This is a genomic window from Arthrobacter sp. TmtSoilC77 (assembly GCF_059739415.1).
On sequence record NZ_AP046050.1, the window covers coordinates 1,077,716 to 1,092,718 of the forward strand.

A 15,003-nucleotide genomic window follows, 5' to 3' on the forward strand; every position below is an offset into this window, starting at 1 on the left:
GTCAGCGCTTCTCTGCCGTTCGCAGCACGTAGCCCACTCCGCGCTTGGTCTGGATGAGGGCTGCGGCATCGGGGTCGATGTCCACCTTGCGGCGCAGGTAGGAGATGTACGACTCAACGATCGAGGCGTCGCCATTGAAGTCGTATTCCCAAACGTGGTCCAGGATCTGTGCCTTGGAGAGAACGCGGTTGGGGTTCAGCATGAGGTAGCGCAGGAGCTTGAACTCGGTGGGGGACAGCTCAATGACCGTGCCGCCGCGCCGGACCTCGTGGGCGTCGTCGTCGAGTTCGAGATCGTCCACGCGGATCACGGCGTCGTCATCCTCAAGGGGCTGGGTCCGGCGCAGTACGGCGCGGATGCGGGCCACTACTTCGTCAAGGCTGAAGGGCTTGGTGACGTAGTCGTCCCCGCCCACAGTCAGGCCCGTTACCTTGTCCTCGGTGTCGTCCTTCGCCGTGAGGAACAGGACCGGGAAGTGTTTGCCTGCGGCACGGAGCCGACGCGTCACTGTGAAGCCGTCCATGTCGGGCAGCATGACGTCCAGGACCGCGAGGTCGGGGGCGTGGAGGTCGGCGGCGGCCAGGGCTTCGCGCCCATTGGATGCGGCAACGACCTCGAAACCTGCAAACCGCAGGGACGTGGAGAGAAGCTCGCGGATGTTGGGTTCGTCGTCGACGACAAGGAGCTTGGCTTCGGGGCCGTTCTTTTTCATGACACCCATGATGCTCCCAGTTTCTGTGAGTTATCTGGATGCTTGATGTGAGAAGACTGCGCGCCGCTTAGACTCCGAGGGCGAGTCCTGCGCCGAGGGCTCCCATGGTCACAGCGATCCCGCCGTCCAGGATCCGCCAGGACTTGGGCCGCGCGAAGAAGCCGCGCAGGAACCTGGCACCGAAGCCCAGGGAGCAGAACCAGAGGACGCTTCCCAGCATCGCCCCGGCTCCGAACCACCATTGCAAAGAACTGCCTTGGGCACTGGCCAGCGAACCAATAAGCGCGATGTCCAGGTAGACATGCGGGTTTAGCCACGTCAGCGCCAGTACGGTGGTGAGTACAGCGGCGAGGCCACGTTTGGTGTCGCCACCGGTGGACGGCGTATCGGAAGAATCGAGCGCCTGTGGGCGAAGGGCGCGACGCGCAGCAAGAACCCCGTAAGCCACCAGGAATGCCGCGCCGACAAAGCGCAAGATCACGACGGCGGCAGGAGCGGCCGCGATCAGTGCGCCTGTACCAAGCACGCCAGCGGCGATAAGAAGGGCGTCTGAGAGTGCGCATACTGCGACGACCGCACCTACGTGTTTGCCAAGGATTCCTTGTCGCAGCACGAAGGCATTTTGGGCACCGATAGCAACGATGAGGCCAAGACCGGTCGCAAGGCCGAGGCCTGCCGAGTTGAAGAAGTCAGAGAAAGTCACCCTTGAAAACTATGGGGCGAACGAAACTTAGACCAGCTAATGTTTTTCACGTCGCATAAGATCTTCTTATGCCACAGTTTCCTTCTGAGCAGTTGTTGACGTTCGCCACCGTACTTTCGGAAGGCACACTGGATGCGGCAGCGCGCCGGCTGCACATCACGCCGTCGGCCGTGTCCCAACGCTTGAAGGCGCTTGAGCAATCGTCCGGAAGGGTCCTGCTCCAGCGGAGCAATCCCGCGCAGGCCACGGAAGCGGGCGAAGTGGTGCTTCGCCTTGCCCGCCAAGTAGGCCAGCTGGAGGCAGATGCAGGCGTCGAGTTGGGTTTGGGCGCGGACGGTCCGCAGCTGGCTGTGCCGATCGTGGTGAATGCGGACTCGCTTGCGGTCTGGTTCCTGCAAGCACTTGCCCGTGTGCCCAGCGATCTCAACATCACCTTTGACCTGCACCGCGACGACGAACAACACTCCACCTCGATGCTGCGTTCGGGGACCGTCATGGCTGCGGTCACGGCCACTCCGGACCCGGTGCAGGGCTGCCGGGTGGAGAGCCTCGGAGTCATGCGTTACCGGGCAGTGGCAGCTCCGGTCTTTGTGGACCGCTGGTTTGCGGACGGGGTGGACGGAGGCAGGCTCAATACAGCACCGGCCGTGGATTTCGACCGAAAGGACACCTATCAGTGGGCTTTCGTGGAATCGTGGCCGGGTGCTTCAAAGGCACAACAGAAGGGGCCGCGACACTACGTGCCGGCTTCACAGGACTTTGGCGATGCCATTCGCCTGGGCTTGGGCTGGGGATTGATTCCGGAGGTTCAATGCGGGCCGGACATTGCCGACGGGCGCTTGATTGAACTCGCTCCCGCGCGCCCCTTTGATGTTCCGCTCTACTGGCAGCGCTGGAAGACGGCATCAAAAGTGCTCGACGTCGTCAGCTCCATAGTGCGCGAAGTCTCCGCCGAGTACCTTCGAACGCCCTAGCCCGGGACATCCCCAAGGCTTAAGATCTGAACACGCCCACGGATGCTCCTAAAAATGTCAGTGCCCCATTCCAAACTGGAAGCATGGCAAAAGAAGCAGCCCCCATCAGCATTCATCACAATGAAAAAGCCGCGGACGTCGAGTTCCACGTGACGTACCTGGATACAGACTCGGGCCACATTCGGCGCGAGGAATTTCCGGACCTGGCATCGGCCGAGCGCTTCGCCAGCGCACAGCTCCATGACGCCGACTGCTGGGCAGTAGTGGATCACGTTGCCATCCCGCACGCCAGCCGCATGGTGGCCTGAGGACGAACGCTACACCAGCCGTCCTATTCAGGCCGGTTGTGGGAATGGCCACCGTGTACGAAGTCGGATGACACGCCTTCGTACTTCAGCAGCATCATCATTCCCTCTGCAGCATGGTCCAGGTTGTGGCAGTGATCCATCCAGATGCCCGGATTGTCAGCGTGCAGCAGCAGCTCCCATACGTCGCCCGGCAGCACGTCCACGGTGTCAAGCATCAGCGGCGATCCACTTGGGGCCACGCCGTTCCTGCTGAGTACTTGAACGTGGTGTCCGTGGGGATGCATGGGGTGCGGCTCCGCGGTGCGGTTGACGATCGTCACTTTTACGGTGTCCCCTTCGGCCACTTCAATGGATGGCACCAGGGGATAGGCTGCGCCGTTCACCGTAAACGCGTAGCGCGGAATTCCGTCAACAAAGCGGAACTGGCGATCCAACACCAGCACTTCCTCCCGGACATTTTCCGCGGGTGCCGGTGTGCCGACCATAGGTTCACCGTAGTCCAGGAGATCCAGGACGGGCGTCGTCGCAAAGATGCCCGGCTCGGCCTTCTCAGGGACGCCAACCGCCTTCACAGGGATGTCGGCTTCTTTCATTGCGGCGTCAGAGCTGGATGGAGCAACCACGACGACGGCGCTGGCTGCCGAGTCAGAGCGGACCGTCACCGCGGATTCGGGCATCGTGAACGTGACGTCCATCCTTCCCCCGGCTCCCAGCCGCAATAGCTTCCCCTTGACCTCCTGGGGCTGGTTCACCTCCGTTCCGTCCACGGCTGCAACCTTGAACGCCGTTCCATCCAGAAGGTAGCGCTGCGGCAGGGAATCAGTGTTGATGAGGCGCACGCGAACGCTCGAGCCGGGGACGGCCGCGTGCACACTGCTACGGTCTGAGGAGCCCAGCAACCCCAGACCGTCGAGGTCGTGTCCTGCCACCACAATGTCGGTATCCGCGCGAGGCAGTGTGGGGCTGTGCACGACGAATGTGCCGTAGAGGCCCTTGCGGACACCTTCGGCTGAATCTTGGTGCGTGTGGTACCAATACGTGCCGGCCTGCGCCGCAAGGAACCGGTAGGTCATGGACTGCCCGGGCATGACGGCGTCCTGTGTTGCCCCGGCCACGCCGTCCATGGCGTTGGGGACGTCGTAGCCGTGCCAGTGCAGAGTTACGCCAGCGCCCACGTCCTGGTTCCTCAGCTCAACTTCCATGACCTCGCCCAGTTGGGCTTCGATGCCAGGGCCCGGGAGGCTGCCAAAGGTCCATGCATCAGTAGACTCCCCGGAGGGCAGGGTTATGTGTTCGGTGCGGGCAGTGAGTTCGTAGCGCCGGACCACGGCATTGTCAGGGAGGTCGCCCACCAGGCTGGTTACCGGAGTTGGGGCCACCACTGGTGCAGTGGTGACACCTCGGTGATGACCGATTGCGGCTGCAATCACCGCGCCATCAGCGGAACGGCTACCCAACCAGGCAAAGACTCCCGAGCCCAAAGCGGTGCAGGCCATGAGTCCGGCGACTGCAGCAGCCGCCGTCCTGCGCCTGCGAACCATGCGGCCCCGGCCGGGTGAAACGGTGCCGCCGGGCGGAGCGGCAGGAGCGGACGGGCGCGGGAAGTGAGGGACCAGCGCGTGCCTGGCCAGCATCACGGTCCCAGCAACCAGGAACAGGAGAACCACCAGCGTCCAGGGGGCGGGAAATGGGCCGAGGACAAAGGTCAGCGCAAGTGAAGCAATTGCCGAAGCCGCGGCGGACACCATGGCGAGGACAGCCCATTCCTGGGTTCGGCCAGCGCGTCCGGGTAGCTTGCCCGAACGTGGTGGGCCGGTGTTCCGCCTCCTCAGCAAGTACGGAACACCGGCCATCGCGGCCCAAGCCGCGGGGATGGCGGTCAAAGGCAGGCTGATGGTTGTGCGTTCGCTGGCAAACCACCAACTGCCCGCCACCAAAGCGGGGAGCAAGGCATAGCGCGCCGCAGTGGCAACGACGGCCAGGCCCAGCAGAAGAAGCGCCAAGTCGACACCGCGTGGCTTGACTGGCCTCCTGTCAGCTGTTGAAGAAATGGCCATCCAGGCGGCGGCCATCCAGGCGCCGGCGGCGAGGATGGCCAGCACCAAATCGACGGCCAGTAGCTGTGAAATATTCACAGCCGCCGCTCATCACGCCGTAGCGGAAGAGGCGGAAGCATCCGAGGCTGCTGCCTTGGGTGGAAGGGGCTGGGGATTAAGTGCAAGGGCGCGGGCACGCCTGAACAACCAGTAGGACATGAAGATGATCAGCAGCCCCGTGATGGGGTGAATGGAAGCCACCCACGAGCCGGAGGGCGTGATGAAATCCTCCGACGAGCCAGTGAGCATGCCGCCGATAATAAAGATAAACAGTTGCACCCATGTCATTAGGAAGATTCCGGCGGCCAGCCAGATGGTCCGGGATCCGGCCTTGGCAATTGCCGCGACGATCACGGCCAGCAATGCCGAATAACGCAGCACATATTGGCCGTTCATGACGTGATAAACGCCCGCTTCGCGCTGGGCTTCAATAGTGTTTTGGAAATGGAAGTAGCCGGCGAAAAAGAGCTGGGCAAGGCCTGATAGCAGGATGATCGCCGACAGGACCAGGAGGGTTTTACGCATAAGGAGTCCTCTGGTAAAAAATCACAGATTCTTCAAGGCCTTCGAATCGCCGGCACCCTGGCTGCGGGATTCCCCCGTTACCGACGACTGGCCGCCAGGCTGCCTGGACCAAGGGCAACCCTAAAGGGCGGAGAGCTTCACTTGGAATCCTAAAATTGCTGGAGATAAATAGCAATGGCCCGGCGATTATTCCTCTGCGGGGGCGTCTTTACCCACATCCTTGGCGTCCATGATCCGGTAGGCATACCCCTGTTCGGCGAGGAACCGCTGGCGCTTGGCCGCGAAGTCCTGGTCCAAAGTGTCGCGGGCCACAAGGGAGTAGAACCGGGCCGAACGGCCGTCTTGCTTTGGCCTGAGCAGGCGGCCCAGTCGTTGCGCCTCCTCCTGCCGGGACCCGAATGAACCCGAAACCTGGATGGCGACTGAAGCCTCCGGAAGGTCGATGGAGAAGTTGGCCACTTTGGACACCACGAGAGTCTGGATCTCGCCTTTACGGAAGGCATCAAAGAGTTTCTGCCGGGCTTTGACGCTGGTTTCCCCCTTGATCAACGGAGCATCCAGCCGCTCGGCGATCTCGTCCAGTTGGTCTATGTACTGGCCGATGACCAGCAGTTGCTCGCCCTTGTGCGCCGCCACGAGCTGCTCCACCAGTCGGGTCTTTGTCTCGGAGGTTGCGCACAGCCGGTATTTGTCGGCGTCATCGGCCATGGCGTAGGCCACCCGCTCGTCGCGGGGTAAATCGACGCGGACTTCAACGCAATCCGCCGGTGCGATGTAGCCCTGCGCTTCGATGTCCTTCCATGGAGCGTCGTAGCGCTTGGGCCCAATCAGGCTGAAGACTTCACCCTCCCTGCCATCCTCGCGCACCAGTGTGGCCGTCAGTCCGAGCCTTCGCCGGGCCTGCAGGTCCGCCGTCATTCGGAAGATCGGGGCGGGCAACAAGTGCACCTCGTCATAGATGATCAGGCCCCAGTCATGACCGTCCACGAGTTCAAGGTGCGGGTAAAGTCCACCGCGCTTGGTAGTGAGTACCTGGTAGGTGGCGATGGTGACGGGCCTGACTTCCTTGACCGCACCCGAATATTCGCCGATCTCATCTTCGGTCAAGGACGTCCGCTTGAGCAGTTCGTCCTTCCACTGCCGTGCCGAAACCGTGTTGGTGACCAGGATCAGCGTTGTAGTGGAGGACGTCGCCATGGCGGCCGCGCCCACCAAGGTCTTTCCCGCACCACAAGGAAGAACGACGACGCCGCTGCCGCCGGCCCAGAAGTTCTCCGTGGCCAACTTTTGGTAAGGGCGCAACTGCCAGCCTGTTTCATCGAGCATGATCAGGTGCGGCTGCCCGTTGACGTATCCGGCAAGGTCTTCGGCCGGCCATCCCAACTTGAGGAGCAACTGCTTGAGCTGGCCTCGCTGCGAGGAATGAACCACCACAGTCTCGCCATCGATCCTGGGCCCAAGGAGCGGGGAGATCTTCTTGGCGCGGATGACTTCCTCCAGTACGGGGTAGTCGTCAGTGCGCATCACCAAACCATGCTGTGGATCCTTTTCGAGGCGAAGCCTGCCATAGCGGGACATGGTCTCTTCGATATCGATCAACAATGCATGCGGGACCGGGAAGCGGGAGTACTTCAGCAGCGTATCCAACACCTGCTCGGCGTCGAGTCCGGCGGCCCGGGCGTTCCACAGCCCAAGAGGCGTCAGCCGGTAGCTGTGCATGTGCTCGGGAGCGCGCTCCAGTTCAGCAAATGCCGCAATGGCGTGCCTGGCTTCCGTGGCGAGCTCGTGGTCGACTTCCAACAGAATGGTTTTGTCGCTTTGTACGATCAGTGGACCGTCGGTCACTCTTGCATCCTCACTTGTGCAGCTCTCCTGCTGGTTCTACATCGATGATCCGGTGGATGGACAGTACACGCTCAGTTTCCTTGCCGGGATCGAAGACCCGCACGCGGCCACCGGAGACGGAGACAGGGACCACTGTTTCGATGTTCGCATTGCCCAGGCTGTCCACCACGTTCATGGTGACCGCCTGTTTGAGGCGGATGGCCTTCTGCAGCGTTTCCAGGCCGAGCTGTGTGGAAGCTTCGCCTGTCGCATCAGCCGGGACGCCACGGTGCTGCCGCAAGACCGAAAGCTGGGCTTCGACGTCGTCGTCCGGTGGGGCCGTCCGCGGTGCCGTATAGACCGGACGCGCGCTGCCCGGCACTGCCGCTGTCCGTTTAAAGCGGACGACGGCGGGTTCCGCGTCCTGGACGGCAGGCGAAAGTCCCAGCTCGCGCAGCACACGTGCAGTCTCCTTGGGGCTGGCAGAGGACGTCAGCACGGTCGGAGCGATCCGAACCAGGCTCAGTGCAGACGTGCGGGCCTCCTGCAACAGGTCAGTGATGGCGGATTCGTCGTCGCTTTGGATGAAGCTGGCACTGGAACCGATTCGCAAACGTCCGTGTCGGGATGCTGTGTCCTGCACCAGGTACTCGAGCGGTTGCGGTACGTCCGTGGCTGAATGCTCCCGGAGGAACGTCAACAGCGATTCCGCATCCTGGCCGGCGTCGAGGGCCCTGCGGATGGTTGCCGTGGAAAAACGGTAGATTGACGCGGGGCCCTGGCCCTCGGCGTCGGCCATGAGCAGCAGCGTTTCGCTGAGTTCGGGCGCGAGATAACCGGGTGCCACGGCAGTGAGGTCCGCCTGCAGGAGGATGTGGTTGACCGCGGCTGGCAGGTGTTCACCGAGGAGGGTCATTGCCTCCTCCGGATGGCCGAGCGCGATGGCAGACCCCAACTGTGTGAAGGCCCCGGAGCCCATCAAGCCCAACAAAGTGGCTTCTTCCAGGATCCCCCTCACCAGGGAGCTGAACCGGCGGGACATGCGGGGCTGCGTCCATTCCGCGCGTTGCAGCACCGCGCGCGCGTCAAGGACAGGTGCTTTGCCATCCGGAGCGGCCGCCTCAGCGGTCAGTTCATTGAGGATCTCCAGGATCCTGCGCCGGACCACTGGAGCGTCGGGCCTTTGAGCCTCGGCGGACAATGCATTGATGGTGCTGCCGGCGGAACCTGGATGGGATGGCGAACCGGACGTCGACCCCGGGAGGGGCTGGCCCACCATCGAAGGTGCCCGCTCGCTGGCCAACCAGGCGTTCACCAGCCAGAGCCACTGTTCCTGTCGCGGCAGGGAAAGCCATTCCAACGACGGCGGCTGGATCCACGTGGAACTGTCAACGTCCAGCCGCAGAAGGCCGGCCAGTGCGCAGAACTCCAGCAGGAGGGCAGTTTCGTGGACGCCGCACCGGATGGATTCTGCAAGTCGCCGCAGCTCACGCACGCCTACGCCGCCGCTCCGGAGGGTTGCCAATGGCTGCTCACGAACCGCGAACAGCACCTCGCTGGTGAGCCGTAGTGTCTCGGCGATGGCGCCCATCGCGGCGTTGCGTCGGAGGGCAGCACTCGTGTGGCCCAGTTCCGGAACCGGAGGGGTCAGGGTGAAGTCGTCAATGATCGCACCACCGCGCAGTGCTATGCCGACACTGTGCGGCAATTCGACGTGGCCGGCGTCCAATGGAACCAACAGGCCGCGGGCCAGCAGCCAGTCAACAGGCCCGACGTCGGCGCTTTCGTGGGTTACGGAGGCCCGGCGTTGAGCTTGGGGGACCGCGCCCATGGCCCAACTGCCGAACTTGTCCAGTAAGCCGACGGTCCTTTCGGGCGCAGTGGCCAGAATGGCGCGCACATTCTCTGCACTTGACGTCCAGCGTTGCAGGGACAAGGCTGCGTCCATTGGCGTGCTGGCGGGGTGGATGTCCAGGCCGCACTGATGGAGCTCGGCTACGAGCTGGACCACGCGTTGGGCGAAAGCCGGCTGCAACCTGACCAGCTCTGTGTAGCTTCGGCCCAGGCCGGCCGGATAGATGCCGATCACGTCCTTCAGGCTTCCAACTGGAAGGTAGAACCGTTGCCGGGAACTCGGTTGTGAGTTTGCTGCCGCAGGAGGATCGGCCCGGTGGATAAGCGCCAACTCCTGAAGCTTTGCGAGAATCGGTTCCAGTGCAGACAGCGTGGAACCAGCAATGACCTTCTTGAGCCCGGCAGCGGAAACACTGTGCCCGGTATCGGCATTCGTGCACAGATGAAGCGTTTCCAAAACCTGCATTTCGGGCTTCGTCAGCCGCTCCAACGCCCGTTGCACGCTGACCCGCGCACTTGCCCGGGCTGCCAAGGCAGCGAAGTCCGGGGCCATGGGAGAAATCAGGTCGGGTCGCGCGGCAAACAAGGCCCGCAGCGAATTGTCGCTGCGCGCTTCCAGTTCCTTGCTGAGCGCGCGAATGAGGGACATCAATCCAACGTTACCGCCACCGGGCCGCTCGTGCGTGGCCAGGGCAAAGCTGCCCCGGTTGATTTGCTATTGACGGTGCTTCATTCGCTACTGCCGGCGCCGTTGACGGATGGCGTCCAACACCAGGACCACTGCAAGCATGAAGGCAACCGGCAGCCCATAGAGGGCGGTGGACGTGATCCACACCGGCGCAACTCCACTGTTAAAGGCGATGGCCATGACCGCGCCCACTGCGGCCAAGGACAGGACGGCGATCATGGCGGCAACGATCATGAGGGGGCGGCGGTAACCCGGGGAAGTCATGCGCCTAACGCTAGCAGCAGGGCCACACGGACCAGGCCCATGGGCAAAGGCACCGCAAGCGTGAAGCAAAGGCGCCGCAAAGCGGCGGCAAAGCATGAATAGGTGGTCCGGCAGGATAACCTTGAAGTAACAGACCAACACGGACCGTGCTGTCTCCCTCGATCCCGCAAATCCCTGCGGATGCGGTGGCGGCACGACGTGTCTCCACAGCAAGAACGAAGAAGGTTGATTACGTGCCCACCGGCAAGGTCAAGTGGTATGACAAGGAAAAAGGCTTCGGATTCCTCGCGGCTGAGGACGGCCAGGAGGTATTCCTGCCCAAGACGTCACTGCCCGCAGGCGTAACCGAGCTCAAAGCCGGTACGCGTGTGGAATTTGGCGTGGCAGATGGCCGTCGCGGTGCCCAGGCATTGGGCCTTCGGGTCCTGGACAAGACGCCCTCCATCGCCAAGGCCAAGCGGATGAACGCCAAAGACCTGGCGCCGTTGGTGCAGGACCTCGTGACCGTGCTGGATAACCTGTCCGGTACTTTGTCTTCCGGCAAGTACCCCGAAGGCAACAAGGCCAAGGCCATCGGTATGGCTCTGCGCAAGGTTGCCGACGAGCTGGAAGCCTAGGAACCGCCATGACTTCGGAATCCGCACAGGACACACAGGCCGGAAGGGACGCACAGGCCAGCCCTGGGGCCGTCACTTCTGCCGCCGACGTCCCTGTCACCGGGGGGAATCCTGTCAACGGGCAAGCCCCTGAAAACAGCGACACCCCTGCGCGGAAGCCGGTCGCAGCGAAGCCGCGGGCAGGCATCCCGGTGTGGCGCACTGGCAAGCCGGATGCGTTCCTGGCCGCCGCCGTCGACGTCGCGCGGGAAGCGGTGGAGACTATCGCGAACCCGGGCGAGGTAGGTGCCCACGTAGGCGCAAAGTCCGAGGGCGACCGCGTGGTCACGCACTTGTTCGAGTCCAAGCTTGCCGGATACGGCGGGTGGCAGTGGTATGCCGTGATCACGCGCAATTCCCGGTCGAAGATCGTCACAGTCAGCGAGCTGGGGCTCCTGCCCTCCGAGGATTCCATCCTTGCCCCGGAATGGGTCCCGTGGGCAAAGCGTGTCCGCCCGGAAGACGAGACACCCTTGGTGGAGGAGACGGTGGAGGAAGTGTCCGAGGAAGCCGTGCAGGCCGAGGAAGACGCTGCCGCCGAAGCCGCCGATCCTGACGCGGTGGATAACGACGACGATGACGACGACGTCGCCCGCCTGGGCGATTAACGGCAGCGGCGCCGTCCGGGAAGAACCCTGACGACGCCGTTTCCTGCCTTGCGCGGAATTCCGCGACAGTTACTTCTTCAGTTTATTTCTTGAGTTCGCCCACGACGTAGTCGATGCTGGCGAGCAGGGCCGAGATGTCGTCCGGTTCGATAGCGACGAACGTGGCAATGCGAAGCTGGTTTCGTCCAAGCTTGCGGTACGGCTCGGTGTCCACGACGCCGTTGGCCCGCAGGATCTTGGCGATTGCCGCGGCGTCGATGGAGTCATCGAAGTCGATCGTGGCGATGACGTTGGAGCGGTCCTCAGCCTTCGCGACGAACGGTGTTGCGTACTCGGACGCCTCGGCCCAGGAGTAAATGCGGCTGGCAGAGTCTGCCGTGCGCTTGCTGGCGAAGTCCAGTCCACCATTGCTGTTGAGCCACTGCACCTGCGCATCCAAAGTCACCAGCGTGGACAGTGAAGGTGTGTTGTACGTCTGGTTCAGTTTGGAGTTGTCGATAGCGGTCTGCAGGTCCAGGAAGTCCGGAATCCAGCGGTCGCTGGCCTTGATCCGGGCCGCGCGCTCCAACGCTGCCGGGGAGAACAGGCCCAGCCACAGGCCACCGTCAGAGGCGAAGTTCTTCTGCGGGGCGAAGTAGTAGACATCCGATTCGGCGACGTCGACGTCCAGCCCGCCGGCGGCTGAAGTGGCGTCCACCAGGACGAGCGAACCGTCATCGGCGCCTTCGACGCGCTTTACAGGGGCTGCAACACCGGTTGAAGTCTCGTTCTGGGGCCAGGCATAGACGTCAACCCCGGCCTCCGCCTGGGAGACCGGCCGCGTGCCGGGCTCGGACGTGATGATGGAGGATGCATCCAGGAAGGGGGCTTTGTTGGTGGCCGCGGCAAACTTGGAACCGAATTCACCGAAGGAAAGGTGCTGGGCCTTTTTCTCAACGAGCCCAAAAGCTGCTACATCCCAGAAAGCAGTGGAACCGCCGACGCCGAGGACAACCTCGTAGCCCTCGGGTGCACGGAAGAACTGGCTGAGTCCTTCGCGGACCGAACCCACCAGGTTCTTGACCGGCGCCTGACGGTGGGACGTGCCAAGAATGGTGGTCGATGCGGCAGACAGGGCCTGGACCTGTTCCGGGCGGACCTTGGACGGTCCCGCGCCGAATCGTCCGTCCTTGGGCAGCAGGTCGGCGGGAATAGTGATGCTGTTGTCGCTCACGTGTGGCTCCAATGGGTATCGGTTAGAGAGGGGGAGGTGGGCAGGTGGCATCGGCTGCCCCTTCGACTCCCTCATTCTGCCTGACCGGACCCAGCGTCAGGAATCTGCGGGTGTCATAGTCCGCCACGTGGAATGCCGGATCACCACAGGCATTTCGACCCAGGGAAAAATTATCCAGAGTAATTCCAAATAAGCTAGGCTTGGATTGACGTTCCGGAGGTGTCGGTTGCACACCGTCCACCTTGGCTGGGACGCGGTACGGTGGAGATTACGCAAGAAATGCGTTCGAGGAGAGCTGAGCTGGATGACGGATCTGATCGATACCACTGAGATGTATCTTCGGACCATTTTGGAGCTTGAAGAAGAGAACATCGTGGCTCTTCGCGCACGCATCGCGGAGCGTCTGCGGCACTCGGGTCCCACGGTTTCCCAGACCATTGGACGCATGGAGCGTGACGGCCTGGTGATTGTGTCCAACGACCGCCACCTGGAGCTGACCGAAGTCGGGCGCAAGCGGGCCACCGAGGTCATGCGGAAGCACCGCCTTGCCGAGAGGCTCCTGGCGGACGTCATTGGTCTGGACTGGGCGTACGTTCATGACGAAGCATGTCGCTGGGAACACGTCATGAGCGAACGGGTGGAACGGCGGCTCTATGAGTTGTTGCAGCACCCCACAGAGTCACCATATGGCAACCCTATTCCGGGCTTGGAAGCCCTTGGCGGCCTCGCCAACCAGCCTCTTTCCCGCCTGGACGTGAACCTGCTGCATGCGATGGACGGGTACGCTGCCGATTCGCGTGTAGTGGTCAGCCGGCTTGCTGAACCCATCCAGGTTGAGCCCGAGCTCCTCACCCAGCTCGATGAAGGCGGAATTCGTCCTGGCGCAACCGTCTCCTTGGAACGGGTGGGGGAGTACATCTCCGTCCGCGTTCCGGGCATTGAAGGAGCACTGGAGCTGCCTCCCGAGGTCGCTGCGCACGTCTTCGTCGCCGTCAGCTGACTCTGACTTGCCCTGACCACGGGAGTGTCGGATCTCACTTTGTGGTGGTTGGCGCGCGTATGACCTGCGGCTTTCCGCGACTGATGATATGGAGCACCCGCAACACGGTCGTTTTGGAAAGATAACGAATTTATTACTGCGGGCTTTAATCACCTATAGTTATCTACTAGCGCCGATACCAAAGCGTTACCTGATCTGGAGCCGAGCTCTGCCAGCAGATCAGGTGTGTCATCAACTACTGGCAGAGGCGGGGGAACCACAAGCGGCTGCCTAAAGAAGCAGCCTTGGGGTGAAGTCCGCAGCAGAAGTGCCTACTAACGCAAGTCCTTCCGGGGATACCTGTGTGCCGTTTGCGCTTCGTGCGGACCGGGTCTTTGAACTCTCTGACCCGAATCCGACAGCTAACTTCGCAGGCTTTCCAGAGAGGAACAGAGTTTGACATCGCAGAACGTCAGGGGCCGTCGCCGTGCGTCCGGCCCCACTGCTGAGCTGCGGCCAGCCCGCGCCGCAATGGAGATCCGGCCACGCGACACCCCGCGTCAGGTGCGCCGCCGTAAGAGCCCGTTGCGCCAGGTAGCCGACTTCGCGTCAGCCAGTGGTGTAGGGCAGAAGGCCGGTGTCGCGCTTGCAGCCACCGGACTTGCCCTGACTGTAGGTCTGCCTGCCACAAGCCCCGTCATGGCCACGTCGGAATCGGGCCAGACCGAGGCGGCGCTCTCCGTGCCCGGTGGCAGCCAGCCCGAAGTTTCTGCAGCAGCCTCTGCCAAAATCGATTTCAGTCGTGCCGCAGTGGCCACCGCCGCTGACCCGGACGGCAAGCTCAAGCAGCTGTTGAGCGCCCAGTCAGCGGGGAGCATTCAGCGTGCTTCCTCACTTGGCACCTTGGGAAGTCCTCTGGACAAGCTGGTCACGGCATCGCCGTTTGGCTACCGCGTCAGCCCCCTTACCGGCGGCACCGGTGACTTCCACCGTGGCCAGGACTTCGTGGCCCAGTGCGGAACCGCCGTCCACGCCGCCGCTGCAGGCAAGGTCACGTTCGCCGGGTGGCATGAGTACGGCGGAGGCAATCGCGTTGTGATTGATCACGGCAACGGCCTTGAGACCACGTACAACCACCTGTCGTCCTTCAACGTCAAGGTGGGGCAGACTGTCAGCCGCGGCGATACCGTCGCGCTGAGTGGCACCACAGGAGCATCTACCGGCTGCCACCTCCACTTCGAGGTCCAGGTAAACGGCGAAGTCGTAGATCCCATGGGCTGGCTCTGAGCAATTTGATGGTTGTCTCTCGCATCCATGACACGCCCCGTGACCTGAATGTGACATTCACGAACATCTGTTGTACCGTCTAAAGCGCATCGGCTTTTTAGGGGGCCGGTGCACTTGAGTGGATTGCCTAGCTCTGCCACCACTCGAGGTCCGTTCGCAAAAATCGTCTGGCAGGGGCGGGGGAACCAATTTTGGTCTTCGAGTCAGAAGACCTTGGGGTTAAGTCGCAGAAGCTTCCTTGAAGCCGCGCGGCCGGATGACTCCCATCCGAATCCGACAGCTCACCTCGCAGGCATTGGGAGAGGCTACCTT

At 62.6% G+C, this 15,003-nt stretch carries 14 protein-coding genes and 2 riboswitches; of the genes, 6 read left to right on the top strand and 8 right to left on the bottom strand.

Annotated elements, in window-relative coordinates; genetic code table 11:
- Position 1 precedes the first annotated feature (1 nt).
- Complete coding sequence (locus AC6I99_RS05085; protein ID WP_026543233.1) at positions 2-712, bottom strand: response regulator transcription factor; 711 nt, start codon at positions 710-712, stop codon at positions 2-4.
- A 67-nt stretch (positions 713-779) separates the two neighbouring features.
- Entirely contained in the window at positions 780-1,415 is a 636-nt protein-coding gene (locus AC6I99_RS05090) for a LysE/ArgO family amino acid transporter (RefSeq protein ID WP_224093663.1), read from the bottom strand.
- Between the two features lie 68 nt (positions 1,416-1,483).
- Between AC6I99_RS05090 and AC6I99_RS05095 the strand changes: the two genes are divergently transcribed.
- Together AC6I99_RS05095 and AC6I99_RS05100 are read left to right on the top strand one after the other, a co-directional pair.
- Complete coding sequence (locus AC6I99_RS05095; protein ID WP_497946188.1) at positions 1,484-2,389, top strand: LysR family transcriptional regulator ArgP; 906 nt, start codon at positions 1,484-1,486, stop codon at positions 2,387-2,389.
- An 83-nt stretch (positions 2,390-2,472) separates the two neighbouring features.
- Positions 2,473-2,697: a hypothetical protein gene (locus tag AC6I99_RS05100; RefSeq protein ID WP_224093669.1), complete on the top strand. Its 225-nt coding sequence runs from the start codon at positions 2,473-2,475 to the stop codon at positions 2,695-2,697.
- 23 nt (positions 2,698-2,720) lie between these two features.
- Here AC6I99_RS05100 and AC6I99_RS05105 read toward each other — a convergent pair whose 3' ends face one another.
- The 5 genes from AC6I99_RS05105 to AC6I99_RS05125 all read right to left on the bottom strand — a co-directional run bounded on the left by AC6I99_RS05105 (position 2,721) and on the right by AC6I99_RS05125 (position 9,948).
- Complete coding sequence (locus AC6I99_RS05105) at positions 2,721-4,832, bottom strand: multicopper oxidase family protein (protein ID WP_497946184.1); 2,112 nt, start codon at positions 4,830-4,832, stop codon at positions 2,721-2,723.
- 12 nt (positions 4,833-4,844) lie between these two features.
- Positions 4,845-5,318 (bottom strand): hypothetical protein, encoded by a 474-nt coding sequence (locus tag AC6I99_RS05110; RefSeq protein ID WP_224166558.1) that lies wholly within the window; start codon positions 5,316-5,318, stop codon positions 4,845-4,847.
- Between the two features lie 186 nt (positions 5,319-5,504).
- Positions 5,505-7,163, bottom strand: a complete 1,659-nt coding sequence (locus AC6I99_RS05115; RefSeq protein WP_224093677.1) for a DNA repair helicase XPB — start codon at positions 7,161-7,163, stop codon at positions 5,505-5,507.
- 10 nt (positions 7,164-7,173) lie between these two features.
- Positions 7,174-9,645 carry a helicase-associated domain-containing protein gene (locus AC6I99_RS05120; RefSeq protein ID WP_497946177.1) on the bottom strand — a complete coding sequence of 824 codons (2,472 nt, stop codon included), beginning with the start codon at positions 9,643-9,645 and terminating at the stop codon, positions 7,174-7,176.
- An 87-nt stretch (positions 9,646-9,732) separates the two neighbouring features.
- The gene (locus AC6I99_RS05125) at positions 9,733-9,948 is read right to left on the bottom strand and encodes a hypothetical protein (RefSeq protein ID WP_224093684.1); all 216 of its coding nucleotides are present in this window, start codon (positions 9,946-9,948) and stop codon (positions 9,733-9,735) included.
- A 233-nt stretch (positions 9,949-10,181) separates the two neighbouring features.
- Here AC6I99_RS05125 and AC6I99_RS05130 point away from each other — a divergent pair, with 233 nt between their 5' ends.
- Both AC6I99_RS05130 and AC6I99_RS05135 read left to right on the top strand, forming a co-directional pair.
- Positions 10,182-10,565 carry a cold-shock protein gene (locus AC6I99_RS05130; RefSeq protein ID WP_216926040.1) on the top strand — a complete coding sequence of 128 codons (384 nt, stop codon included), beginning with the start codon at positions 10,182-10,184 and terminating at the stop codon, positions 10,563-10,565.
- An 8-nt stretch (positions 10,566-10,573) separates the two neighbouring features.
- Positions 10,574-11,212, top strand: a complete 639-nt coding sequence (locus AC6I99_RS05135; RefSeq protein ID WP_224166560.1) for a DUF3027 domain-containing protein — start codon at positions 10,574-10,576, stop codon at positions 11,210-11,212.
- Positions 11,213-11,294: 82 nt separating this feature from the next.
- Here AC6I99_RS05135 and serC read toward each other — a convergent pair whose 3' ends face one another.
- Positions 11,295-12,425 (bottom strand): phosphoserine transaminase, encoded by a 1,131-nt coding sequence (gene serC / locus AC6I99_RS05140; protein WP_497946173.1) that lies wholly within the window; start codon positions 12,423-12,425, stop codon positions 11,295-11,297.
- A 304-nt stretch (positions 12,426-12,729) separates the two neighbouring features.
- On the opposite strand from serC, the gene AC6I99_RS05145 reads away from it, so the two are divergent.
- Together AC6I99_RS05145 and AC6I99_RS05150 are read left to right on the top strand one after the other, a co-directional pair.
- On the top strand, positions 12,730-13,425 hold the full coding sequence (locus tag AC6I99_RS05145) for an iron-dependent transcriptional repressor DtxR (RefSeq protein WP_497946171.1): 696 nt from the start codon (positions 12,730-12,732) through the stop codon (positions 13,423-13,425).
- Between the two features lie 199 nt (positions 13,426-13,624).
- Positions 13,625-13,854, top strand: a riboswitch (cyclic di-AMP (ydaO/yuaA leader).
- Between the two features lie 6 nt (positions 13,855-13,860).
- A complete protein-coding gene (locus tag AC6I99_RS05150; RefSeq protein ID WP_224093692.1) occupies positions 13,861-14,691 on the top strand; it encodes a M23 family metallopeptidase in 831 nt (276 codons plus the stop codon).
- Positions 14,692-14,836: 145 nt separating this feature from the next.
- A riboswitch (cyclic di-AMP (ydaO/yuaA leader) is annotated at positions 14,837-15,000 on the top strand.
- Positions 15,001-15,003 lie beyond the last annotated feature (3 nt).